This is a genomic window from Pseudomonas sp. P135, assembly GCF_020312125.1.
Taxonomy (GTDB): Bacteria; Pseudomonadota; Gammaproteobacteria; order Pseudomonadales; family Pseudomonadaceae; genus Aquipseudomonas; species Aquipseudomonas fragariae.
Genome location: NZ_JAGPYR010000006.1, coordinates 87312 through 111385, shown reverse-complemented (window position 1 = coordinate 111385; position 24074 = coordinate 87312). Strand labels below are relative to the sequence as shown.

The following is a 24074-nucleotide window of genomic DNA, read 5'->3' as shown; positions in this document are numbered from 1 at the left end:
GCGCTTGCTACAAAGATGACAGAAAAGTGCCATCATTTTAGTGGCGCTGAGGGTGGAGGGATTCTCCTGTGTCTGCTGTCTTATCTCTGTTGCAAAGTCGTTTGTTGCGCCCGGTCTTCATTGCCTTGGGCATCGCCCTTTTGGTGCAGGTCGTGGTGGCGGTTGCGCTTACCCGGAGCACGGTCACCGCGCTTGAGGCTGATCTCGCCAGTCGTCTCGGGGTAGATTCGCAACATCTTTCCTCAGAGCTGGAGTCGGCGAGTAGCGAAGTGACGTCGAGCCTCGATGCGTTGTCAGCCAGCACTCGTCAGCGCCTGAGTGTCGGGCTCTCTACCCGTCTGAAGGACGAGCAGGCTCAACTGCGTGCCACGCTGGAGAAAGACCTTCGCGAGTCCGCGACCGACATGGCTGAACTGCTCGCCGCCGTCGCTCCACGCGCCATGTGGGACAACGACACACCAACGCTTTCCGAATTCGCACGCCGTGCCCAGCGCAATCCCGATGTACTGTTCGTGGTTTATGACGACGCCGCAGGTGAGCACCTTACGCGTTACATGAACCGCGACAATCCGCTGGTCAAGGCCTTGCTGGCCAAGGGCGAAGGCGAGCGGGCGATGGACAAGGTCCTCAATGCGGCGAAAAACGATCCTTCTGTGTATTACGTTGAAGCGTCCATCAGCCCTAACGGTGTGGAGATCGGCAAGGTGCGCATGGGTGTATCCACGGCAACGGTCGAAGAGAATCTTGCCGCCCTGGACAAGCGTTTCGCGACCCTGATCACCAGTGGTGAGCAGTTGGTGTCTGACAGTCTTGCCAGCGCCTCGAAAGACAGCTCGACCGCTCTGCGTACGCGTTTGCAATCCGCTCAGTCGGCAGCGACTGCAATGACCGGCAATACGCGTGTCGCTGTTCAGGAAGCGGCCGAAACGCTGCGCTGGAGAATCGGTATGGGTCTGGCCCTGGTCGGCCTGGGTGTATTGCTGTTACTGGCGGTGGTACTCGGGCGTCGCGTTGTCAGCAAGCTGCATCTGCTGATCGCGGCACTCAATGACCTGGCGGCGGGTGAGGGTGATCTGACCAAGCGCGTCAAGCTGGACAGTAATGACGAGATTGGTGATATGTCGGCCGCGGTCAACCGCTTCATCGACAAGCTGCAACCTATCGTCCGCGAGGCAGGCGAAGTGGCGCAGCGCACCGGGCAGGAAATCGGTGTCATGAGCGAGCGTAACGCCGGCGCCGATGCGGCGGCCGAATTGCAGCGGGACGAAGTAGCGGCCAGCCTCAAAGCGCTGGAGCAGATGGCCGACGAGGCGCAGTCGGAAAGCCACGCGATGCAGGCGGCTTTGCGTCAGGTTATCGACATCAAGCAGGCGACCGACGAAAACACCCGCACGTCCAGTCAGGTTGGCGGGCTGATCGAAGCGTTGGCCGGGCAGGTCGAGACCGGTGCGCAAGTCATCGAGCGTCTGGCGCAGCAAAGTCAGCAGATCGAGGTGGTGCTGGAAGTCATTCATGGTATTGCCGAACAAACCAACCTGCTGGCGCTGAACGCAGCTATCGAAGCGGCCCGTGCAGGGGAGACGGGCAGGGGCTTTGCCGTGGTGGCCGATGAGGTGCGGGCGCTGGCCAGCAAGACTCAAAGCTCGACGGGCGATATTCAGGAACACATCGTGGCCTTGCAGCGCGGCGCGAAAGAGGCGGTCGCTGCGATCGGCATCGCCGGGCGTCAGGCCAAGGAGGGGCTGGAGGTATTGCGCGACAGCGCCAAGCGCCAGCAGACGGTGCAGGCATCCGTGGAGCAGGTGCATGCGGCCATTGGTCTGGCGACCAAGGCGGCCGTTCATCAGGCTGAAGGTGCTCAGGCGGTGCGTGGTCGGGTAGAGGTGATCCATGCTCAGGCCGAGCGTGCTGCGAAGGCTGTGGTGGAGACGACCGCCAGCGGCAAAGTGCTCGATGGACTGGCTGCACAGTTGAAGGCGAGCCTGGGGCAGTTTCGGGCATGAGCGCTAGGTGCAGCGCTGCAAGTGTGGTGCTGCACTGTCTGCAGGAGGGAGGGCTTTTCGAGTGCCAAACGCAAAAAACCGAGCCATTGGCTCGGTTTTTTTGAATTGGTGCCCAGAAGAAGACTCGAACTTCCACGACCTTGCGGTCACCAGCACCTGAAGCTGGCGTGTCTACCAATTTCACCATCTGGGCAGCATCAGCAGCGCGTACGCCGTTGATGGGGCGCACTATACGGCGATCGTTTTACTCTGTAAACCCCTGTTTTGATTTAATAATCAAACCCTGAAAATGCAAAAACCCGCTTTCGCGGGTTTTTGTGAGGCTTGAGACTGTTGTAGTCTGTTGCCTGAATTGGTGCCCAGAAGAAGACTCGAACTTCCACGACCTTGCGGTCACCAGCACCTGAAGCTGGCGTGTCTACCAATTTCACCATCTGGGCAGCATCAGCAGCGCGTACGCCGTTGATGGGGCGCACTATACGGCGATCGTTTTACTCTGTAAACCCCTGTTTTGATTTAATAATCAAACCCTGAAAATGCAAAAACCCGCTTTCGCGGGTTTTTGTGAGGCTTGAGACTGTTGTAGTCTGTTGCCTGAATTGGTGCCCAGAAGAAGACTCGAACTTCCACGACCTTGCGGTCACCAGCACCTGAAGCTGGCGTGTCTACCAATTTCACCATCTGGGCAGCATCAGCAGCGCGTACGCCGTTGATGGGGCGCACTATACGGCGATCGTTTTACTCTGTAAACCCCTGTTTTGATTTAATAATCAAACCCTGAAAATGCAAAAACCCGCTTTCGCGGGTTTTTGTGAGGCTTGAGACTGTTGTAGTCTGTTGCCTGAATTGGTGCCCAGAAGAAGACTCGAACTTCCACGACCTTGCGGTCACCAGCACCTGAAGCTGGCGTGTCTACCAATTTCACCATCTGGGCAGCATCAGCAGCGCGTACGCCGTTGATGGGGCGCACTATACGGCGATCGTTTTACTCTGTAAACCCCTGTTTTGATTTAATAATCAAACCCTGAAAATGCAAAAACCCGCTTTCGCGGGTTTTTGTGAGGCTTGAGACTGTTGTAGTCTGTTGCCTGAATTGGTGCCCAGAAGAAGACTCGAACTTCCACGACCTTGCGGTCACCAGCACCTGAAGCTGGCGTGTCTACCAATTTCACCATCTGGGCAGTATCAACAGGCATCAACCTGTCGATGGCGCGCACTATACGGAGCGCCTTTTAGGCTGTAAAGCCCGGCAGTGAAAAAAACCCGAAAAAAATCGCGGGCGGCGTGTTTCGGGTGTTTCAGCGGGGTCCAGGAGGCTTTTTGTCCAGTGGATTGAGCGTGAAATTTCCCGTTTCATGAGGTCTATGCCAAACTAACCCCTATATATACAAGGTGAAAACTATCTAATGGCCGATTGGCAGTCCCTCGATCCCGAGGCCGCTCGTGAAGCGGAAAAATACGAAAACCCTATTCCCAGCCGCGAGCTGATCTTGCAGCACCTTGCCGAGCGCGGTTCGCCGGCCAGTCGCGAGCAACTGGTCGAAGAGTTCGGCCTGACCACCGAAGATCAATTCGAGGCTCTGCGCCGCCGCCTTCGGGCGATGGAGCGTGACGCCCAGTTGATCTACACCCGTCGCGGCACTTATGCACCGGTAGACAAGCTTGACCTGATCCTGGGTCGCATCTCCGGGCATCGTGATGGCTTCGGCTTTCTGGTACCGGACGACGGCTCCGACGACCTGTTCATGAGCCCGGCGCAAATGCGCCTGGTGTTCGACGGTGACCGGGCGCTGGCGCGTGTTTCCGGCCTTGACCGTCGCGGCCGCCGCGAAGGCGTGATCGTCGAAGTGATCTCGCGTGCTCACGAAAGCATCGTGGGTCGCTATTTCGAAGAAAGCGGCATTGGTTTTGTCGTACCCGACAACCCGAAAATCCAGCAGGAAGTGCTGGTAACGCCCGGTCGTAACAACGGCGCCAAGATCGGCCAGTTCGTCGAGGTGAAAATCACCCATTGGCCGACACCGCGTTTCCAGCCGCAGGGCGATGTGATCGAAGTGGTGGGCAACTACATGGCGCCCGGCATGGAGATCGATGTCGCGCTGCGTACCTACGATATCCCGCACGTGTGGCCCGAGGCAGTGCTCAAAGAGGCTGCCAAGCTCAAGCCGGAAGTCGAAGAGAAGGACAAGGAACACCGCGTCGATCTGCGCCAACTGCCGTTCGTGACCATCGACGGCGAAGACGCTCGCGACTTCGACGATGCGGTCTATTGCGAAGCCAAACCGGGCAAACTGCGTTTGTTCTCCGGGGGCTGGAAGCTCTACGTGGCAATTGCCGATGTATCGAGCTACGTGAAGATCGGCTCGGCGCTGGATGCCGAATCCCAGGTGCGCGGCAACTCGGTGTATTTCCCCGAGCGCGTCGTGCCCATGCTGCCTGAGCAATTGTCCAACGGCCTGTGCTCGCTGAACCCGCACGTCGATCGTCTGGCCATGGTTTGCGAGATGACCATCTCCAAGACCGGCGAGATGACTGACTACGTGTTCTACGAAGGCATCATCCACTCCCACGCTCGCCTGACCTACAACAAGGTCAGCACGATTCTGGAACAGCCGAAAACCGCTGAAGCCAAGAGCCTGCGCGGCGAATACGGCGATGTGGTGCCGCACCTCAAACAGCTTTATGCGATGTACAAGGTATTGCTGGGCGCGCGCCATGTTCGTGGTGCGATCGATTTCGAAACTCAGGAAACCCGGATCATCTTCGGTTCCGAGCGCAAGATTGCCGAAATCCGTCCGACCACCCGTAACGATGCCCACAAGCTGATCGAGGAATGCATGCTGGCCGCCAACGTGGCCACCGCGCAGTTCCTGAAGAAGCATGAAATTCCTGCGTTGTACCGCGTCCACGACGGTCCGCCGCCAGAGCGCCTGGAAAAACTGCGCGCATTCCTCGGTGAGCTGGGTCTGACGCTGCACAAAGGCAAGGAAGGTCCGACACCTAAGGATTATCAGGCGCTGCTTGAAACCGTTCGCGACCGTCCTGACTACCACCTGATCCAGACCGTGATGTTGCGTTCGTTGAGTCAGGCGGTCTACAGCTCGGACAACAACGGTCACTTTGGTCTGAATTACGAAGCGTATACGCACTTCACGTCGCCGATCCGTCGTTATCCGGACCTGCTGACTCATCGCGCGATCCGCAGCGTCATTCGCTCCAAGCAGGATACGCCGCACGTTCGTCGTGCCGGTGCTGCGACGATTCCGAAGGCGCGCATTTACCCGTACGACGATGCGCTGCTCGACCAGTTGGGCGAACAATGCTCAATGAGCGAGCGCCGTGCCGACGAGGCTACGCGCGACGTAGTCAACTGGCTCAAGTGCGAATACATGAAGGATCGCGTCGGCGAGTCGTTCCCGGGCGTGATCACCGCTGTAACCGGCTTTGGTCTGTTCGTCGAGCTCACCGATATCTATGTCGAAGGCCTGGTCCACGTGACCGCCTTGCCGGGTGACTACTACCACTTCGATCCGCTGCACCACCGCCTTGCCGGCGAGCGTACCGGGCGTAACTTCCGCCTGGGCGACACCGTTGAGGTGCGGGTCATGCGCGTCGATCTGGACGAGCGCAAGATCGATTTCGAGATCTCCGAAGCGGCAGCGGCTGCGAAGCCGACGGCGCGCAAGCGTCGTGGTAATGACACCGCGGCACCTGCTGCCACAACCACGGCTGAAAAGGACAAGGCGCCGGCCAAGTCCGGGCGTCGTAGCGCTTCGACCAAGGAAAGCAGCCCCGAAGCGTATCGCCCGAGCGATGCCGCGGCGAAAAACGCAGAAGTGCGTAAAAGCCGCGAGCTGAAAAAAGCGCTTCTGGCAGACGCGAAGGGTGGTAGCAAGGCATCGTCGGGAAAGTCTGACAGGTCGGGCTCTGCGCCTTCATCGGGCAAGCCGGCCAGCAAACACCGTAAAGGCTCGTCAAAAACGGGCTCCGCGCCAGCTGCGAAAAGCAGTGGCGCTCGTAAACCCAAGGCCAAGTCATGAGTCAGCTGGAAAAAATCTACGGCGTTCACGCCGTAGAAGCGTTACTCCGTCATCATCCGAAACGCGTCAAGCACATCTGGCTGGCCGAGGGTCGTAACGACCCTCGCGTCCAGACGCTGGTGGCGCTGGCAGCCGAGAATCGCGTGACCATCGGGCAGGCCGAGCGCCGCGAAATGGATGCCTGGGTCGAGGGCGTGCATCAGGGCGTTGTTGCCGACGTGAGCCCGAGTCAGGTCTGGGGCGAGGCCATGCTCGACGAACTGCTGGACCGCAGTGAAGGCTCGCCGCTGCTGTTGGTGCTGGACGGCGTGACCGATCCGCACAACCTCGGCGCTTGCCTGCGTACTGCTGATGCAGCAGGTGCGCTGGCGGTCATCGTACCCAAGGACAAATCCGCAACCCTGACGCCGGCTGTGCGCAAGGTCGCCTGCGGTGCTGCCGAGGTCATCCCGCTCGTGGCCGTGACCAACCTGGCGCGTACGCTGGAAAAACTGCAGCAGCGCGGATTGTGGGTGGTGGGGACTGCGGGCGAGGCCGAGGTCGAGCTGTATCAGCAGGACCTGACCGGGCCGACCATCATTATCATGGGCGCGGAAGGCAAGGGCATGCGCCGCCTGACCCGTGAGCATTGTGATTATCTGGTGCGCCTGCCGATGGCGGGCAGTGTCAGCAGTCTCAATGTGTCGGTCGCGACCGGCGTGTGTCTGTTTGAAGCGCTGCGCCAGCGATCCGCCAAGCGGAAGCCGGCTTAGTAGCAGCTGCAAGCCTCAAGCTACAAGCTACAAGCTACAAGCTACAAGCGGACTGCTTCTACTTGTAGCTTTTCACTTGCAGCTTGTAGCTCCTTCCCCATTTGTAGCTTTCCACTTGCAGCTTGCAGCTGCCTTCTCTACACTTGCGCCCCTTGCTGTCACGGCAGGCGCGCATGTGCCTGTCCCTGAGCAAGACCAACAGTGTCATTCACTCCTTGTCTGACCGCTATTTGAGCGGCAGGCTACAACCCGTAAGGAGCATTCATGCGTCATTACGAAATTATCTTTTTGGTCCACCCGGATCAAAGCGAGCAAGTCGGCGGCATGGTAGAGCGTTACACCAAGCTGATCGAAGAAGACGGCGGCAAAATCCACCGTCTGGAAGATTGGGGCCGTCGTCAACTGGCTTACGCAATCAACAATGTTCACAAGGCTCACTACGTGATGCTGAACGTTGAGTGCACTGGCAAGGCTCTGGCCGAGCTGGAAGACAACTTCCGTTACAACGATGCTGTGATCCGTAACCTGGTCATCCGTCGCGACGAAGCCGTAACCGGCCAGTCCGAGATGCTCAAGGCTGAAGAGAACCGCAGTGAGCGCCGTGAGCGTCGTGACCGTCCTGAGCACTCCGACAGCGCCGATGGCGATGACGGCGACAACAGCGACGTTAGCGATAACGCTGACGAGTAATCCACGGACCTTTTGAGGAGCCAATTACATGGCACGTTTCTTCCGTCGTCGTAAATTCTGCCGCTTCACCGCTGAAGACGTCAAAGAGATCGATTACAAAGATCTCAACACTCTGAAAGCCTACGTATCCGAGACCGGCAAAATCGTTCCAAGCCGTATCACTGGTACCAAAGCACGTTATCAGCGTCAGCTGGCCACCGCTATCAAGCGTGCCCGCTTCCTGGCCCTGCTGGCCTACACCGACAGCCACGGCCGCTGAGACCAGGTAGTCGACAAAACGTAACAAAGGATAGAAAGCATGCGTGCCCTGGCTGAATTCATCATGCGCGGCCGTATGCAGGCCACTTTCGTAGTGGCTGGATGTGCGGCATTGCCGCTGTTGTTCTGGTTGAGTGCTGCCGCAGGGTGCCTTGTGCTCCTGCGACGCGGGTTCAGTGATGCCGTTGGTGTCCTGGCCTGGGCTCTGCTGCCGGCTTTGGTCTGGTGGTATTTCGGTGAGCCTCGTACAGCCATGGTGCTGGCGGGTTCACTGAGTTTGGCAATGGTTTTGCGTGCCAGCGAGTCCTGGGTCCGCGTGCTGCTGGTCAGCGTGGCGTTGGGTGTGGTGTATGCAGTAATTCTGGGCACGGTTTTTCGCGAACCTCTGGAAGCAATGTCGCAGGAGTTGCAGAAACATCTGCCGACAATGCTGGCCGGGCTCTACGAGCAGTTGAACGTAGAAGAGCGAGCGCGTCTGGGGGCACTGATTGCACCCGTCCTGAATGGCCTGATAGCGGCTGTGCTGCAAATCGTCAGTGTGCTGTGCCTGATTCTTGGGCGGTACTGGCAAGCGATGTTGTACAACCCTGGTGGTTTCGGGCGTGAATTTCGCGCCGTGAAACTCCCGCTGGTGCCGGCGTTGGTGCTGGTGGTGTGCATGCTGGTGGGGCCGAATTTCGGTCCGCAGATAGCGATGCTTACACCGCTGTGCAGCGTACCGCTGGTCTTTGCGGGCCTGGCCCTGATTCACGGACTGGTCGCTGAAAAGCGTCTGTCCAGGTTCTGGCTGGTGGGGATGTACATCACGCTGCTGGTGTTCATGCAGCTGATTTATCCGTTGCTCGTGGTAATTGCCATTGTCGACAGCCTGATTGATTTTCGCGGTCGCCGGAGCTCGAAAGATTCCGGCAATGGTCCTGCGAACGGTGAAGGTTAAAAGTTAAGAGGATTTCCACATGCAACTGATCCTTCTGGAAAAAGTCGCCAACCTGGGCAACCTGGGCGACAAAGTAAACGTTAAGGCCGGCTACGGTCGTAACTACCTGCTGCCTTACGGCAAAGCAACCGCTGCAACCGCTGCCAACGTGGCTGCGTTTGAAGAGCGTCGTGCCGAGCTGGAAAAACTGGCTGCAGACAAGAAAGCATCTGCCGAAACTCGCGCAGCCCAACTGGCTGAGCTGGAAGTGACTATCACTGCCACCGCTGGTGACGAAGGCAAGCTGTTCGGTTCGATCGGCACCCACGACATCGCTGATGCACTGACCGCCTCTGGCGTTGAAGTTGCAAAAAGCGAAGTTCGTCTGCCGAACGGCACTATCCGCAACGTTGGTGAATTCGACGTAGCCGTGCACCTGCACAGCGACGTAGAAGCAACCGTACGCGTTGTCGTAGTGGCTGCTTAAGCAACACGTAATCGTCTGGCGGCATTGCTGCCAGAGGATTAACATCGGGCACGATCCTGTTTACAGGTCGTGCCCTTTGTCTTTGTGCCATCCCCATTCTGCAAACCCCGAATTAAAGTGGCCATGAACGATATTTCCGCCCCCGAGCAATACGATCTGCAAACCGCCGCCCTGAAGGTGCCGCCACATTCCATTGAGGCCGAACAGGCTGTACTCGGTGGTCTGATGCTGGACAACAACGCCTGGGAGCGGGTGCTCGATCAAGTTTCCGATGGCGATTTCTATCGACATGACCACCGCCTGATATTCCGCGCCATCGCCCGATTGGCCGACCAGAACAGCCCGATCGACGTGGTCACCCTGGCTGAACAGCTGGACAAGGAAGGGCAGACCTCGCAAGTGGGTGGCCTGGGCTACCTCAGCGAGCTGGCGAAAAACACGCCATCTGTCGCCAACATCAAGGCCTATGCGCAGATCGTCCGGGCCCGGGCCACGCTGCGGCAATTGATCGGCATCAGTACCGAAATCGCCGACAGTGCGTTCAACCCCGAAGGCCGGACCGCCGAAGAGATTCTTGACGAGGCTGAACGGCAGATCTTCCAGATCGCCGAAGCGCGCCCCAAGACCGGCGGCCCGGTCAGCGTCAACGACCTGCTGACCAAGGCCATCGACCGTATCGATACCCTGTTCAACAGCGACAACGCCATTACCGGCCTGTCGACCGGGTATACCGATCTCGATGAAAAGACCAGCGGACTGCAACCCTCCGACCTGATCATCGTCGCCGGACGTCCGTCGATGGGTAAGACCACTTTCGCCATGAACCTGGTCGAGAACGCGGTGCTGCGCAGTGACAAGGTGGTGCTGGTCTACTCGCTGGAGATGCCAGGCGAATCGCTGATCATGCGTATGTTGTCCTCGCTGGGGCGCATCGACCAGACCAAGGTGCGGGCCGGCCAGCTTGATGACGATGACTGGCCGCGTCTGACATCGGCGGTCAATCTGCTCAATGACCGCAAGCTGTTCATCGACGACACGGCCGGTATCAGCCCGTCCGAAATGCGCGCGCGGACGCGGCGGATCGTGCGTGAGCATGGCGACATCGCCATGATCATGATCGACTACCTGCAGTTGATGCAGATTCCCGGCTCCAGTGGCGACAACCGTACCAACGAGATTTCCGAGATCTCGCGCTCGTTGAAAGCACTGGCCAAGGAATTCAACTGCCCGGTGATTGCCCTGTCGCAGCTCAACCGCTCCCTTGAGCAGCGTCCCAACAAACGCCCGATCAACTCCGACCTCCGGGAATCCGGAGCGATCGAGCAGGATGCCGACGTCATCATGTTCGTTTACCGGGACGAGGTGTATCACCCGGAAACCGAGCACAAGGGCATTGCCGAGATCATCATCGGCAAGCAGCGTAACGGCCCCATCGGCACCACGCGCCTGGCGTTCATCGGCAAATACACGCGCTTCGAGAATCTGGCACCGGGCAGTTACAACTTTGACGACGATTGATTTTGCCGCCAGATGCTGTTGCCGTTTCATCATGGCTCGTGCTGAGACGGTGGCAGCATCTATCGGTGCGTATCCGTGATTCGGGTTGGATACAATCGCCCTGTTTTTTTGTTTTTTGCCAGTAGCAACCGCATTCTGCCTCTGCCTGTGGCGCCGCCTAACCCGAGAAGGTCCAGAGAGATTTCTCCTGTCCTTAACTTGTGTGCTGAGGCGCCGTTAAAACCTCGCTCATTGAAACTGTCGATCGCCTTGGTGACGGCTGATGTCACTTCATCCTCTCCAAATGTGTTTTTAGCATCCTCGAACACTGTGGAGTTAAAAAAGTCGCCGATAGCAACCTTGGCGAATGTTGTCGCTCGCTTCTTTTTTACTGGGGCATTAAGACTGGGGGCTTCAGGCGTGGATGTACTTGTTCCTGCAGAGTCGCGATAACGCTTTTTATCTTCAGGAGATACGGTGGGTTCTGATGTCTCAGTAATAGATGTCCGGTTGCTCACGTTGCTTAAGGTGCTCACATTGCTCACATTGCTCGCGCGGCGGGACAGGTCAGGATACTCTGCGGCCCTAAGCTCCATGTGGATGAGTTTCGTTGACTGGCTTAAGAATTCAGGCGATTTGCTGTGTTTTTTGAAAAAGTCTTGCTGGACTGATTTGGGGAGGTAATACGCATGTACCGATCCAGTCGGGTCGTCGTGCCGAAAAAATATATCCCTGGGTCTCGCGTTGACGCTGCTCATGAAGCCGTGAAGTTCTTTAATCTCATTGCTGTCAAGCCCGAACTCACTGGCCGCACTATCAGAAAAAGCCCTATAGGCCTTTAGTTTGGCGTTTTTCCGTGTCCACGAGGTGTAGGCTAGAAGTGCCCAGGTGGTCAGTCCCATAGCGACTACCCCAATAGTAATGCCTATGGAAATGAGCGTCATGCCGTCAAAATCAATGCTCTGGCCACCCTCTGGGTCGACTCTGCTGACGGGGTTGTTTCTGGTCATTCGGTAAAGGTTCAGCCCCTCTACATCGCCTAGCGGGTCTGCACTCATCCAGCGCATCAGCCAAGGCGCGTAATACCTCACGCCGTAGTAATAAAGACCCGTGCTGTCCCGCTCCTTGCCAGAGTAGCGGATGGCTTTATAGGACGCTTCAACAGCCGAGCGCGCAGCCCACCATGCGGTCCCTCCGAACGGGTAATACCCTTCATGGCTGATCAGCTTTGCCTGGGCATCCAGCTCAAGTGTGCTTGAGCCCAGGTGGTCACCGATGCTGTAGCGGAGCTGATTGTTGTCTATCGCATCCGGTTTGCCCTCTCGCCAGTGCAGGCAGCGCACGTTAGTCCGTCCGGCGTACACTGTGATGACTTCCAGTCGCTCGCCGGTTGCACTGTTTGTACGGATTTCCAGGCCTGGCAAATAGCGCACGTCGCATTGGTGCTGGAATGTCCGGGTCATGGCCTTCGCTGTTTTACGCAGGCGCTGGCCGCTAGCGTCGTAAGCGTAGTGTTCGCCGTCGTCTGGTTGCTCGGAACGAGTAACGGCATCCACCTTGATCAGGCGGTTTCCCGAGTCCCAGTGCAGCGCTCGTCCCGCAACCAGCGCTTGCTGATTGCCATTGGCGTCGAATTGTTTATCGAAGTCTGGTGGCGCGTCACCCTCGCGCCAGGGCAAGGCCCGGTTGCTTTTGGTATCGACGATCATGTGACGTGTGTACGCTTGCGCACCCTTGTGAATGAGCTTTAAGAGATTGCCCGCATCGTCGTAGGAATAACGTTGGGTGTAATTGAGTAGCTGACTTTCATCCACTGGTAGCCGGGCGAGCTCCGGTAATTCAGGGCGAATCCCCGCCAGGGCGGTTTCGCGACCGCTGGCCCTGATCAACTGGTAAAGGCTGTCATATTCGTATTCATTGACGGCATCAATGCGCTGGCCTGAACAGTGGCGTGCGGGCTGTGCCTCGTCCCGAATCCTGGTTACATTTCCCACTGGGTCGTAGTCGTACAGCAGGTGCTGCAGTTGCTTGACTCCCGGACGGTAGGTGATTAGCTCACCCATGCGACCATCGGCAGGATCAAAGCTTGCGCAGCTGATGACTCCGTTACCGGCTGTTTGCGACTCGATACGGCCATGCGCGTCGTACATCAATCCATGCAGCAGTACCTGATCGCTCCCGTTCATCACCCTCAGGCGGGTAGCCTTCAACTGGCCCGACACGTCATAGGTCGACGTATGACGATTGCCTGATGCATCGGTTTGGTCAAGTACCTCGCCCATAGCGTTGAAGCGTGCTTTGCTTGAGAAACCCGGGCCGGGCTCCAGCAACTCATCCTGATGCAGAGCGTCTGCAGGCCAGTTCGGTAGATCGTTCTTCTGCAGAAAGCGTCGGGTCTGCTGGAGAATCTGCCCTGATACGCCACAGGCATCGATAAGATCGCTACCCGATCCGTCGTAAGTCTGAATCAGGCGGCCGCAGACATTGTTGGCAGCGGCCAGCTCTGAACTATCGGCATATGAGAAACGTTCTGATGTTCGGCAGGGCTGGCCCCGGGGCTTTTCGTTGATCGCCAAGGGGCGAAGCAGTTCGTCGTAGCGGGTTGTCCAGTGGGTACCGCGTGCGTCATGGTGCTCCAGCAACTGACCCGCCTCGCCATAGAGGGAAACCCGGCAGCCTGCGTCGACACTGTTTACCGCCAGGGGCGCGCCGGTGAGGCTGAATACCGTGCTCAGGTTCGGGCGAGTGAATGGCTCGGTGGTCAATTGCCTGAATAGCCTGGCGTCCCATCTGGCGACGGGTCTTGCCGCTGCATCATACTGCTGGCGTTCCGGGCGCGCCTGCGAACTATCACCCGGTGTGCCGCGGTAATAACTCACACTGCGGATTGGCAGCCCCCGGCTATCAGTCACCATAAGCGTGGGTGTATGTCGGTGCAGGGAATCAGGCATGGTCGTAGATTTCCATCAGAGCGCGGAATCAGGGTATTCCGACTCGATAAGTCGCGGTACTGTGATAAATAGCAGTGAGGCGCGCTAGGCGAATGATCTTGCTATTCCGACCATTGCCGTCGGACTTGATCAAAAAATGTGCTATATTCCGCGCCCGCGATTTTTCCAACGTGCAAACGTAGGTCCTGAACATGCAATCAGCCAAGCCGTTATTTGACTATCCCAAGTACTGGGCCGAATGTTTCGGACCAGCACCTTTCCTGCCCATGAGCCGGGAAGAAATGGATCTGCTTGGCTGGGATTCCTGCGACATCATCATCGTTACCGGTGATGCGTACGTGGATCACCCGTCTTTCGGCATGGCGATCATCGGTCGTCTGCTCGAATCCCAGGGCTTTCGGGTCGGGATCATCGCGCAGCCCGACTGGCAGTCCAAAGACGACTTCATGAAGCTCGGCGAGCCGAATCTGTTTTTCGGTGTCGCTGCCGGCAACATGGACTCGATGATCAACCGCTATACCGCGGACAAGAAAATTCGCTCCGATGACGCCTATACCCCGGGCGGCATGGCCGGCAAACGTCCGGACCGCGCAAGTCTGGTGTACAGCCAGCGCTGCAAGGAAGCCTACAAGCACGTGCCTATCGTGCTGGGTGGCATCGAAGCTTCGCTGCGCCGCATCGCGCACTATGACTACTGGCAGGACAAGGTTCGCAACTCGATCCTGATCGACGCCTGTGCCGACATCCTGCTGTACGGCAATGCCGAACGTGCGATTGTCGAAGTCGCCCAGCGCCTGTCCTACGGCCACAAGATCGAAGACATCACCGACGTGCGCGGTACGGCGTTCATTCGTCGTGACACGCCGCAGGGCTGGTATGAGGTCGATTCCACGCGTATCGACCGTCCGGGCAAGGTCGACAAGATCATCAACCCGTACGTCAACACCCAGGACACTCAGGCCTGCGCCATCGAGCAGGAAAAGGGCAACGTCGAGGACCCCAACGAAGCCAAGGTGGTGCAGATTCTTGCCAGCCCGCGCATGACCCGCGACAAGACGGTCATCCGCCTGCCTTCAGTGGAAAAGGTCCGTAACGACGCTGTGCTGTATGCCCACGCCAACCGCGTGCTGCACCTTGAAACCAACCCGGGCAACGCTCGCGCGCTGGTTCAGAAGCATGGCGACGTTGACGTCTGGTTCAACCCGCCGCCCATTCCGATGACCACTGAAGAAATGGACTACGTGTTTGGCATGCCTTACGCGCGCGTCCCGCACCCTGCGTACGGCAAGGAAAAGATCCCTGCCTACGACATGATTCGTTTCTCGGTGAACATCATGCGTGGCTGCTTCGGCGGCTGCACCTTCTGCTCGATCACCGAGCACGAAGGACGGATCATTCAGAACCGCTCCGAAGAGTCGATCATTCGCGAAATCGAAGAGATCCGCGACAAGGTGCCGGGCTTTACCGGGGTCATTTCCGACCTGGGCGGGCCGACCGCGAACATGTATCGCATCGCCTGCAAAAGCCCGGAGATCGAGTCGGCCTGCCGCAAGCCGTCCTGCGTATTCCCGGGTATCTGCCCGAACCTGAATACCGATCACTCGTCGCTGATCCAGCTGTATCGCAGCGCGCGCGCTTTGCCGGGCGTGAAAAAGATCCTGATCGCCTCTGGCCTGCGCTATGACCTCGCGGTCGAGTCGCCGGAGTACGTCAAGGAACTGGTCACGCACCACGTCGGTGGTTACCTGAAGATCGCCCCGGAACACACCGAGGAAGGTCCGCTCAACCAGATGATGAAGCCGGGCATTGGCAGCTATGACAAGTTCAAGCGCATGTTCGAGAAGTACACCAGGGAAGCCGGCAAGGAGCAGTACCTGATTCCTTACTTCATCGCCGCCCACCCGGGTACCACCGATGAAGACATGATGAACCTGGCGTTGTGGCTCAAGGGCAATGGTTTCCGTGCGGACCAGGTGCAGGCGTTCTACCCGTCGCCGATGGCCACGGCCACGGCCATGTACCACTCGGGCAAGAACCCGCTGCGCAAGGTCACCTACAAGAGCGATGCCGTCACCATCGTGAAGAGCGAAGCGCAACGTCGTCTGCACAAGGCTTTCCTGCGCTATCACGATCCGAAAGGCTGGCCGGTGCTGCGTGAGGCACTGGAACGCATGGGCCGTGCCGATCTGATCGGGCCGGGCAAGGATCAACTGATCCCGTTGCATCAGCCGGCTACCGACAGCTATCAGAGTGCGCGCCGCAAGAACTCGACGCCGGCGGGCAGCCACAAGGTTGCGAAAAATGCCAAGACCACGCTGATCCAGACCCAGCACACCGGCCTGCCGCCGCGCGGAAGCGATGGCAGCAAGCCGTGGGACAAGCGCGAAGAGGCCAAGGCTGCCGCCATGGCGCGCAACAAGCAGGCCGCCAAGGAGCGCATGGATGCAGCCAAAGGCAAAGGCACCAAACCGCCCAAGCGCAAGCCGGTGGTGCCACGCTAACGTGGGGTATCAGGGCAGACGCAGAGCGTCCGGAACTGCGTGTCCATACATAGGTTCTGAAGGCCGCTGAATAGCGGGCTTCTGCCCGGAGGGCGTGGGAGCGAACTTGTTCGCGATCTGCCGGGGACCGGCAGTAAGGCGGACGCAGAGCGTCCAGAACGGCATGTCGACGCGGAGCGTCGCACGATAGTCGAGATCATCGTTCCTCACGCTCCAGCGTGGGAATGCCGTTCGTGACGCTCCGCGTCACACCACTCCCGCCGTGCCGCTCTATCCATCAACGCCACATACCCACGCCGCTCACAATTCTTCACCCCCCACTCATTCCCTCTGCCACACTGTCTGCCTTATTAGCGTGCAACCCTTGCACCGCTGGCTTCGGCCGGCACGATTTTGGTGCTGCGCCCGTTCAGGCGGGGAGTTCCAATCTCGTTGGCGCACGACTTTGACCGGATGGCATAAGTCTTGCGCGGCTCAATTACCGTTCAGGCTCGCAGGAGGCACGCCGTGTCGATTCATATTGCCTTGCACCATGTCACGCATTATCGCTACGACCGCGCGGTCGAACTGGGTCCGCAGATCGTTCGCCTGCGCCCGGCCGCCCATAGCCGCACACGCGTGCTGTCGTATTCGCTGAAAGTCCTGCCTGAAAACCATTTCATCAACTGGCAGCAGGACCCTCAGGGTAATTACCTGGCGCGTCTGGTCTTCCCGGAAAAGACCGATGAATTTCGCGTCGAAGTCGATCTGGTCGCCGAGATGGCGGTGTTCAATCCGTTCGACTTCTTCCTCGAGCCCTACGCCGAGAACATCCCGTTCACTTACGCCAGCGAAGAGCAGCGCGAGCTGGCGCCGTACCTCGAAAAACTGCCGCTGACCCCGAGATTTCAGGCGTACCTGGACAGCATCAGTCGCGAGCCGATTCCGGCCATCGACTTTCTGGTCGGCCTCAATCAGCGCCTGAGTCAGGACGTGGCTTACCTGATCCGCATGGAACCGGGCGTTCAGACTCCGGAATTCACCCTGGAAAACGCCTCGGGCTCGTGCCGTGACTCGGCCTGGCTGCTGGTGCAACTGCTGCGTCATCTGGGCATGGCGGCGCGCTTCGTGTCGGGCTACCTCATTCAGCTCAAGGCCGATGTCGAGGCGCTCGATGGGCCGTCGGGTACGGATGTCGACTTCACCGATCTGCACGCCTGGTGCGAGGTCTATCTGCCGGGTGCGGGCTGGGTCGGGCTGGATGCCACTTCCGGCCTGTTCGCTGGTGAAGGGCACATTCCCCTCGCATGCAGCCCTGAACCGTCCTCTGCAGCACCGATCAGCGGTCTGGTCGAGCCCTGCGAAACCGAATTCAGCCATGAAATGTCGGTCGAGCGTATCTGGGAGGCGCCGCGCGTCACCAAGCCTTACACCGAGGCGCAATGGCAGGACATCCAGGCCCTGGGCCGACAGATCGACGCCGATCTGCTGCGCGACGATGTGCGCCTGACCATGGGCGGCGAGCCGACCTTCGTGTCCATCGACGATCGCGATGGCGCCGAATGGAACACCGCCGCGCTGGGGCCGCGCAAGCGTGAGCTGTCCGCCGAGCTGTTCCAGCGCATGCGCGGGCATTACGCGCCGCTGGGCATCGTGCATTTCGGGCAGGGCAAATGGTATCCGGGTGAGCAGTTGCCGCGCTGGTCGCTGAACTGCTTCTGGCGCAAGGACGGCCAGCCGGTGTGGCGCAATAATGCACTGATCGCCGATGAAACCCGCGACTACGGCGCTACCGGCGAACTGGCGGGGCGTTTTCTGGCCAGCGTTGCCGAGCGTCTGAAGCTGCCGGCCCGCTTCGTTTTCCCGGCTTACGAAGACAATTTCTACTACTTGTGGCGCGAAGGCGCGTTGCCGGTCAACGTCACGGCCGAAGATTCGCGGCTGGGCGACGAGCTGGAGCGTGCCCGTCTGCGCAAGGTCTTTGCCCAGGGGCTGGACAAGATGATCGGTCAGGTCCTGCCGCTGGCCCGCAACGCGGACGGTGACAGCTGGCAGAGTGGCCGCTGGTACCTGCGTGACGAGCATTGTCGTCTGGTGCCGGGGGATTCTGCGCTGGGCTATCGATTGCCACTGGCGTCGCAGCCTTGGGTCAAGGCGGCGGAATACCCGTTCATTCACCCGACCGACCATAACCAGGACTTCCCCGAGCTGGCCGACAGCGACTCGTTGACCTCGGCGCTCAAGTCCACAGACACGGACGCCGAGCGCGCGCCGAAGATCGATGAGTCGGCCGACTGGCTGACCCGCACGGCGTTGTGTGCCGAAGCGCGCGAAGGGCGGCTGTACCTGTTCATGCCGCCGCTGCAAAAGCTTGAGGAATACCTTGAGCTGGTGGCCGTGATCGAAGCGACGGCAGAAGAACTGCAGTGCCCGATCCTGCTGGAAGGCTACGAGCCGCCAAGCGATCCGCGGCTGTGCAATTTCCGGATCACCCCGGACCCTGGCGTGATCGAGGTCAACGTGCAGCCTTCGGCGAGCTGGGACGAGCTGGTCGAGCGCACCGAGTTTCTCTATGAACAGGCGCGCCTCACGCGTCTGACCACCGAGAAGTTCATGATCGATGGCCGTCACACCGGCACCGGCGGGGGCAACCATTTCGTCCTGGGCGGCGCGACGCCGGCGGACTCGCCGTTTCTGCGGCGTCCGGACCTGCTGCGCAGCCTGATCAGCTACTGGCACAACCATCCTTCGCTGTCGTACCTGTTTTCCGGCCTGTTCATCGGCCCGACGTCCCAGGCACCGCGCATCGACGAGGCGCGCAACGACTCGCTCTACGAGATGGAAATCGCTTTTGCGCAGATGCCGGCGCCAGGCGAGGAAGTTGCGCCGTGGGTGGTGGACCGTCTGCTGCGTAACCTGCTGATCGACGTCACCGGCAATACCCACCGTGCCGAGTTCTGCATCGACAAGCTTTACTCGCCCGATGGTGCAACCGGACGTCTGGGGCTGCTGGAGCTGCGTGCGTTCGAGATGCCGCCGCATGCACGCATGAGCCTGGCGCAGCAGTTGTTGCTGCGCGCCCTGGTGGCGCGCTTCTGGCGTGAACCCTACGCCCCCGCGAAACTGGCGCGCTGGGGCACGCAACTGCATGACCGCTTCATGCTGCCGCACTTCATCGAGCAGGATTTTGCCGATGTGGTTGCCGACCTCAACGCGGCAGGCTACCCGGTGCAGGCCGACTGGTTCTCTGCGCACCTGGAATTCCGCTTCCCGAAAGTGGGCGATTACGCCGTCAACGGTATCGAGCTGGAACTGCGTCAGGCGCTGGAGCCCTGGCATGTCCTGGGTGAAGAGGGCTCGGCCGGCGGCGCGGTGCGCTACGTCGATTCATCGCTGGAGCGTCTGCAAGTGCATATCAGCGGGCTGCCGCCGCAGCGCTACATGCTGACCTGTAACGGTGTGGCAGTGCCTCTGCAGCCGACCGGGCGGGCCGGCGAGTTCGTTGCCGGTGTGCGTTATCGCGCCTGGCAGCCGGCCAACTGCCTGCAACCGACCATCGGCGTGCATGCGCCACTGGTTTTCGATCTGCTCGACACCTGGATGCACCGCTCGCTGGGTGGCTGCGAGTATCATGTCGCCCATCCGGGCGGCCGTAATTACGAAACCTTGCCGGTCAACGCCAACGAAGCGGAAAGCCGTCGCCTGTCACGTTTCTTCCGCATCGGCCACACCCCGGGCAAACTGGACGTTCCGTCGCTCAACATTAACGACGAGCTGCCGATGACGCTGGATATGCGTCTGCATTAAAAAAACAGTGGCTCTGTGCGTCAGATGCACACGGACGTGACATCTGACTGCACTAATCTGAAGTCCTTACGTTGCCTGCCGAGCCTTCCATGCCCGACCTGCTTGACCATTACCCGCTGTCCGAGGGTACTTACCACGAAATGCTCGACGCCGACGGAGCCGTTCGCCCGCACTGGCGTCGTCTGTACGAGCACATGCGGCGCAGCAGTGCAGCGCAACTGATCCAGCGTCAGGCCCTGCTGACCCGGCAGATTCAGGAAAACGGTGTCACCTACAACGTGTATGCCGACCCCAAGGGCGCGGATCGCCCGTGGGAGCTGGACCTGTTGCCGCACATCATTGCAGCGGATGAATGGCAGCACGTGGCGGCAGGGATTGCCCAGCGTGCGCGGCTGCTCAATGCAGTGCTCGCCGACCTTTACGGCCCGCAGACGCTGATCGCCAATGGCCTGTTGCCCGCCGAACTGGTGTTTGGCCACAACAACTTTCTCTGGCCCTGTCAGGGTGTGAAGCCTCCGGAAGGCACGTTCCTGCACATGTACGCCGTTGATCTGGCGCGTACCCCGGACGGGCGCTGGTGGGTGACTGCCGACCGTACCCAGGCGCCTTCGGGTGCCGGTTATGCGCTGGAAAACCGCCAGAGCGTCGCGCGCGCCTTGCCGGAAACCTACCGCGACCTGCAAGTCCGGCACCTGTCGGGTTTCTTCGATGCGCTGCAGCAGACGTTGGCCCGTCAGGCGCCGACCAGCAACGAAGCCCCCCTGATCGTCCTGCTGACGCCGGGCCGTTTCAACGAAAGCTACTTCGAACACTTGTACCTGGCGCGGCAACTGGGCTATCCGCTGGTCGAGGGTGGCGATCTGACAGTGCGCGATGCCACGGTCTACCTGAAAACCCTCAGCGGCTTGCGTCGGGTTCACGCGATCATGCGCCGGCTGGACGATGACTTCTGCGACCCCCTGGAATTGCGTACCGATTCTGCGCTGGGTGTGCCGGGGCTGCTTGAGGCGGTGCGTCAGGGCAATGTACTGGTCGCCAACGCGTTGGGCAGTGGTGTGCTGGAGTCGCCTGGGCTATTGGGCTTTTTGCCGAAAATCAGTCAATACCTGTTCGGCGAGGATTTGATCCTGCCCTCGGTGGCGACCTGGTGGTGCGGAGAGCCGCCGGTGCTGGCCCAGGCGCTGGAAAAACTGCCGGATCTGTTGATCAAACCGGCGTTCCCCTCGCAGCACTTCGCGCCGGTGTTCGGCCGTGATCTGAATGAGGAGCAACGCCTGGCACTTGCCCAGCGCATGCAGTCGCGGCCCTATGCCTATGTCGCTCAGGAACTGGCGCAGTTGTCCCATGCTCCGGTGCTGCAGGCCGATGGCACCGGTTTGCAGCCGCGCGCCATCGGCATGCGTGTGTATGCCGTGGCCAGCCTCGACGGCTATCGCGTGCTGCCGGGCGGCCTGACCCGAGTGGCCGCCGAAGCCGATGCCGACGTGGTTTCGATGCAGCGTGGCGGGGCAAGCAAGGACACCTGGGTGCTGGGCGAGCGCTCGCACCTTGGCGAGCCGTGGAAAGGCCAACGAAAGCTGGGTGTCTACGACCTGATCCGTCGCGACCCCTATCTGCCGTCACGGGTGGTGGAAAACCTGTTCTGGTTTGGCCGTTACTGCGAGCGTTGCGACGACAGTGCGCGCCTGCTGCGCATCATGCTGACGCGCTACGTCGACGATGATGACCCTCTCGCGCTGCAAGCCGCCGTCGCGCTGGCCGAGAGCCTGGGCATGTTGCCCGAGGCACAGGAGGGCGAAGAGCTGAAGGATCGCCTGCTTGTCGCGCTGATGGGCGACGAGTGGCCGTTCAGCCTGCGGGCCAATTTGCAGCGCCTGCAATGGGCGGCCTCGCAAGTGCGTGGCAAGTTATCCAAGGAAAACTGGCAGGCGCTGGTCGAGTTGCAGCGCGAGGCCCTGAGCCTGGAAAGCGAAGAGCCGGATTTCGGCGAGCTGCTGGATTTTCTCAACCGTCTGGTGATGTCGCTGGCGGCCCTGTCTGGCTTCGCCATGGATGACATGACCCGCGACGAGGGCTGGAGCTTCCTGATGATCGGGCGACGGATCGAGCGCCTGAAGTTTCTCAGCACCAGTCTCTCGGCGTTTTTGCGCGGGCTGGTGGTTTTCGAGCGGGCCGGACTGGAGTGGTTGCTGGAGCTGGGTAACAGCAGCATCACCTATCGCTCGCGCTACATGGCGGTGCCGCATCTGATTCCGGTGCTGGACCTGTTGCTGCTCGACGAGCAGAACCCGCATGCGGTGCTGTTTCAGCTCAAGCTGGTGCAGCGCTCGTTGCGCCGCCTGAACGACGAGTTCGATGCGCCACGCGACAGTAGCCTGGCGGTGCTGGCCCAGCGTCTTGCCGCGTTCGACCTGGGCAGCCTGGAGAATCCCTTGTTTGGCCAGAGCAGTATCGACGCCGTGCTCGACGGGCTGGCGGACTTGCTGCAGAGCATCGGTGATTGCAGTGGACAGGCATCCGATCGCCTGGCGTTGCGCCACTTTGCCCACGTCGATGATGTCAGCCAACGCACGGTGTCTGTCTGATGAGCGCTTTCTACCAGATTTTCCATGACACGCATTACAAGTACGACAGCCCGGTCTCGCTGGCCCAGCAACTGGCGCACCTGTGGCCGCGCAGCAGTCCCTGGCAGCGTTGCACCGAGCAGGCGCTGGAGATTCTTCCGGAGCCCACCACGCGTCGTGATGAGCTGGATGTGTTCGGCAACCCGCTGACCCGTCTGGCCTTCGAGCGTCCGCACGATGAGTTGCAGGTCAATGCGCGGTTGCGTATCGAGGTCATGGAGAAGCCGTTTCTGGATTTCAATCTGTCGCCGGAATGGGAAGTGACCCGCAGTGCGCTGACGTACAGCGCCAAGCCGATGACCGAGGACATTCTGGAGGCCTGCCGCTATCGCTTCGAATCCCCCTACGTTCACCTGAAGCGCTCGTTCGTCGAGTTCTCGCAGGTCTGTTTCCCGCCGGGCCGCCCGTTATTGCTGTGCGTACAGGCGTTGATGGAAAAGATTTTCGAGGAGTTCACCTTCGATGAAGAAGCCACTCAGGTCGCCACGCCGCTGGTGGAAGTGCTGGAGCGGCGGCGCGGCGTGTGTCAGGACTTCGCCCATTTGATGCTGGCGTGTCTGCGCTCCCGTGGCCTGGCGGCGCGCTATGTGAGCGGCTATCTGCTCACCCAGCCGCCACCGGGGCAGCCGCGGCTGATCGGTGCCGATGCCTCGCACGCCTGGGTCTCGGTATTCTGTCCGGCCTCTGGCTGGGTCGACTTCGACCCCACCAACAATGTGCAGCCTGCGCTGGAGCACATCAGCCTGGCCTGGGGACGCGATTTCTCCGATGTCTCACCGTTGCGTGGTGTGATTCTGGGCGGCGGCACGCATGATCCGGATGTGCGGGTAACGGTGATGCCGGTCAGCGGCTAATTACCTGCTGCCGGGAATCGTTCTTTCAAAGGGCGCTCTGTCGCGAGCGTCCGCGGGACCATTTGACGCACGTCCTTGGAACCCTGGCCCTGATCGGGCACTCTCTTCTTACATCAGTTTTACGTTAATCAAGTCCTGCCCTGGAGATTCAAATGATTCGCAAGCTTTTAGCGATTTCGCTGTTGTCGCTGGCCAGTGGTCAATTGCTGGCTGCCGAGTGCTCGGTCACAGTCGATTCGACCGATCAAATGATGTACGACACCAAAGCCATTGAGATCGACAAGAGCTGCAAGGAATTCACCGTCAACCTGACTCACTCCGGCAGCCTGCCGAAGAATGTCATGGGCCATAACTGGGTGCTGGGCAAAAAAGCCGACACCCAGGCAATCGTCACCGACGGCATGGCGGCTGGCATCGACAAGGAGTATTTGAAGCCGGACGACAGCCGCGTTATCGCCCACACCAAAGTCATCGGCGCTGGCGAAAAGGACTCGGTGACGTTTGACGTGTCGAAGCTCGACGCTGCCCAGGAATACCAGTTCTTCTGCACCTTCCCCGGGCACATCAGCATGATGAAAGGCGCTGTGACCCTGAAGTAACGGCAGGTCTCCGGAGCGTCTGAGAGTATCGTTCCTCACGCTCCGCGTGGGAATGCCGTTCGTGGCGCTCTGCGTCACAGATCTGTGCCGCGCCGCGCATTCAGAAGCGGACGCAG

General features: G+C 59.8%; 14 protein-coding genes and 5 tRNA genes. 13 read left to right on the top strand and 6 right to left on the bottom strand.

The window, feature by feature from the left end; translation table 11 throughout:
- Nucleotides 1-68 precede the first annotated feature (68 nt).
- Entirely contained in the window at nt 69-2003 is a 1935-nt protein-coding gene (locus KBY08_RS11320; RefSeq protein WP_032657130.1) for a methyl-accepting chemotaxis protein, read from the top strand.
- 106 nt (nt 2004-2109) lie between these two features.
- On the opposite strand, the gene KBY08_RS11315 is transcribed toward KBY08_RS11320, so the two are convergent.
- The 5 genes from KBY08_RS11315 to KBY08_RS11295 form a co-directional block, all read right to left on the bottom strand.
- Nucleotides 2110-2196, bottom strand: a tRNA-Leu gene (locus tag KBY08_RS11315).
- A 160-nt stretch (nt 2197-2356) separates the two neighbouring features.
- Nucleotides 2357-2443: transfer RNA gene (locus KBY08_RS11310), tRNA-Leu, on the bottom strand.
- A 160-nt stretch (nt 2444-2603) separates the two neighbouring features.
- Nucleotides 2604-2690, bottom strand: a tRNA-Leu gene (locus KBY08_RS11305).
- 160 nt (nt 2691-2850) lie between these two features.
- A tRNA-Leu gene (locus KBY08_RS11300) sits at nt 2851-2937 on the bottom strand.
- Between the two features lie 160 nt (nt 2938-3097).
- Nucleotides 3098-3184 (bottom strand) — tRNA-Leu (locus tag KBY08_RS11295).
- A 225-nt stretch (nt 3185-3409) separates the two neighbouring features.
- On the opposite strand from KBY08_RS11295, the gene rnr reads away from it, so the two are divergent.
- The 7 genes from rnr (at nt 3410) to dnaB (ending at nt 10664) form a co-directional block, all read left to right on the top strand.
- Nucleotides 3410-6043, top strand: coding sequence for a ribonuclease R (gene rnr, locus KBY08_RS11290; RefSeq protein WP_032657128.1), 2634 nt, complete (start codon nt 3410-3412; stop codon nt 6041-6043).
- Nucleotides 6040-6795 (top strand): 23S rRNA (guanosine(2251)-2'-O)-methyltransferase RlmB, encoded by a 756-nt coding sequence (rlmB, locus tag KBY08_RS11285; protein WP_003414481.1) that lies wholly within the window; start codon nt 6040-6042, stop codon nt 6793-6795. Before rnr ends, rlmB begins: the two co-directional genes overlap by 4 nt.
- Nucleotides 6796-7059: 264 nt before the next feature.
- Entirely contained in the window at nt 7060-7485 is a 426-nt protein-coding gene (gene rpsF, locus KBY08_RS11280) for a 30S ribosomal protein S6 (protein WP_002551828.1), read from the top strand.
- A 28-nt stretch (nt 7486-7513) separates the two neighbouring features.
- On the top strand, nt 7514-7744 hold the full coding sequence (gene rpsR / locus KBY08_RS11275; RefSeq protein ID WP_002551829.1) for a 30S ribosomal protein S18: 231 nt from the start codon (nt 7514-7516) through the stop codon (nt 7742-7744).
- A gap of 39 nt (nt 7745-7783) precedes the next feature.
- Nucleotides 7784-8680, top strand: a complete 897-nt coding sequence (locus KBY08_RS11270) for a hypothetical protein (RefSeq protein WP_032657126.1) — start codon at nt 7784-7786, stop codon at nt 8678-8680.
- Nucleotides 8681-8699: 19 nt separating this feature from the next.
- Nucleotides 8700-9146 carry a 50S ribosomal protein L9 gene (gene rplI / locus KBY08_RS11265; protein ID WP_003317208.1) on the top strand — a complete coding sequence of 149 codons (447 nt, stop codon included), beginning with the start codon at nt 8700-8702 and terminating at the stop codon, nt 9144-9146.
- 123 nt (nt 9147-9269) lie between these two features.
- Nucleotides 9270-10664 (top strand): replicative DNA helicase, encoded by a 1395-nt coding sequence (gene dnaB, locus KBY08_RS11260; RefSeq protein WP_003317209.1) that lies wholly within the window; start codon nt 9270-9272, stop codon nt 10662-10664.
- A gap of 59 nt (nt 10665-10723) precedes the next feature.
- Here the strand turns inward: dnaB and KBY08_RS11255 are convergent, their stop codons facing one another.
- Nucleotides 10724-13594 carry an RHS repeat-associated core domain-containing protein gene (locus tag KBY08_RS11255; RefSeq protein ID WP_111522150.1) on the bottom strand — a complete coding sequence of 957 codons (2871 nt, stop codon included), beginning with the start codon at nt 13592-13594 and terminating at the stop codon, nt 10724-10726.
- 191 nt (nt 13595-13785) lie between these two features.
- Between KBY08_RS11255 and KBY08_RS11250 the strand changes: the two genes are divergently transcribed.
- From KBY08_RS11250 to azu, 5 genes are all read left to right on the top strand, one after another.
- The gene (locus KBY08_RS11250; protein WP_111522151.1) at nt 13786-16095 is read left to right on the top strand and encodes a YgiQ family radical SAM protein; all 2310 of its coding nucleotides are present in this window, start codon (nt 13786-13788) and stop codon (nt 16093-16095) included.
- A 507-nt stretch (nt 16096-16602) separates the two neighbouring features.
- Complete coding sequence (locus KBY08_RS11245; RefSeq protein ID WP_111522152.1) at nt 16603-19881, top strand: DUF2126 domain-containing protein; 3279 nt, start codon at nt 16603-16605, stop codon at nt 19879-19881.
- 89 nt (nt 19882-19970) lie between these two features.
- A complete protein-coding gene (locus KBY08_RS11240) occupies nt 19971-22466 on the top strand; it encodes a circularly permuted type 2 ATP-grasp protein (RefSeq protein WP_004407846.1) in 2496 nt (831 codons plus the stop codon).
- Nucleotides 22466-23359: a transglutaminase family protein gene (locus tag KBY08_RS11235; RefSeq protein WP_003393517.1), complete on the top strand. Its 894-nt coding sequence runs from the start codon at nt 22466-22468 to the stop codon at nt 23357-23359. The genes KBY08_RS11240 and KBY08_RS11235 overlap by 1 nt, the downstream gene beginning before the upstream one ends.
- Nucleotides 23360-23511: 152 nt before the next feature.
- Complete coding sequence (gene azu, locus KBY08_RS11230; RefSeq protein ID WP_111522153.1) at nt 23512-23958, top strand: azurin; 447 nt, start codon at nt 23512-23514, stop codon at nt 23956-23958.
- The last annotated feature ends 116 nt before the right edge of the window (nt 23959-24074 follow it).

What these genes read in the sequence shown, in the direction of transcription:
- rnr (WP_032657128.1), top strand. Translation starts at nt 3,410, where the DNA reads ATGGCCGATTGGCAGTCCCTCGATCCCGAGGCCGCTCGTGAAGCGGAA.
- rlmB (WP_003414481.1), top strand. Translation starts at nt 6,040, where the DNA reads ATGAGTCAGCTGGAAAAAATCTACGGCGTTCACGCCGTAGAAGCGTTA.
- rpsF (WP_002551828.1), top strand. Translation starts at nt 7,060, where the DNA reads ATGCGTCATTACGAAATTATCTTTTTGGTCCACCCGGATCAAAGCGAG.
- rpsR (WP_002551829.1), top strand. Translation starts at nt 7,514, where the DNA reads ATGGCACGTTTCTTCCGTCGTCGTAAATTCTGCCGCTTCACCGCTGAA.
- KBY08_RS11270 (WP_032657126.1), top strand. Translation starts at nt 7,784, where the DNA reads ATGCGTGCCCTGGCTGAATTCATCATGCGCGGCCGTATGCAGGCCACT.
- rplI (WP_003317208.1), top strand. Translation starts at nt 8,700, where the DNA reads ATGCAACTGATCCTTCTGGAAAAAGTCGCCAACCTGGGCAACCTGGGC.
- dnaB (WP_003317209.1), top strand. Translation starts at nt 9,270, where the DNA reads ATGAACGATATTTCCGCCCCCGAGCAATACGATCTGCAAACCGCCGCC.
- KBY08_RS11255 (WP_111522150.1), bottom strand. Translation starts at nt 13,594, where the DNA reads ATGCCTGATTCCCTGCACCGACATACACCCACGCTTATGGTGACTGAT.
- KBY08_RS11250 (WP_111522151.1), top strand. Translation starts at nt 13,786, where the DNA reads ATGCAATCAGCCAAGCCGTTATTTGACTATCCCAAGTACTGGGCCGAA.
- KBY08_RS11240 (WP_004407846.1), top strand. Translation starts at nt 19,971, where the DNA reads ATGCCCGACCTGCTTGACCATTACCCGCTGTCCGAGGGTACTTACCAC.
- KBY08_RS11235 (WP_003393517.1), top strand. Translation starts at nt 22,466, where the DNA reads ATGAGCGCTTTCTACCAGATTTTCCATGACACGCATTACAAGTACGAC.
- azu (WP_111522153.1), top strand. Translation starts at nt 23,512, where the DNA reads ATGATTCGCAAGCTTTTAGCGATTTCGCTGTTGTCGCTGGCCAGTGGT.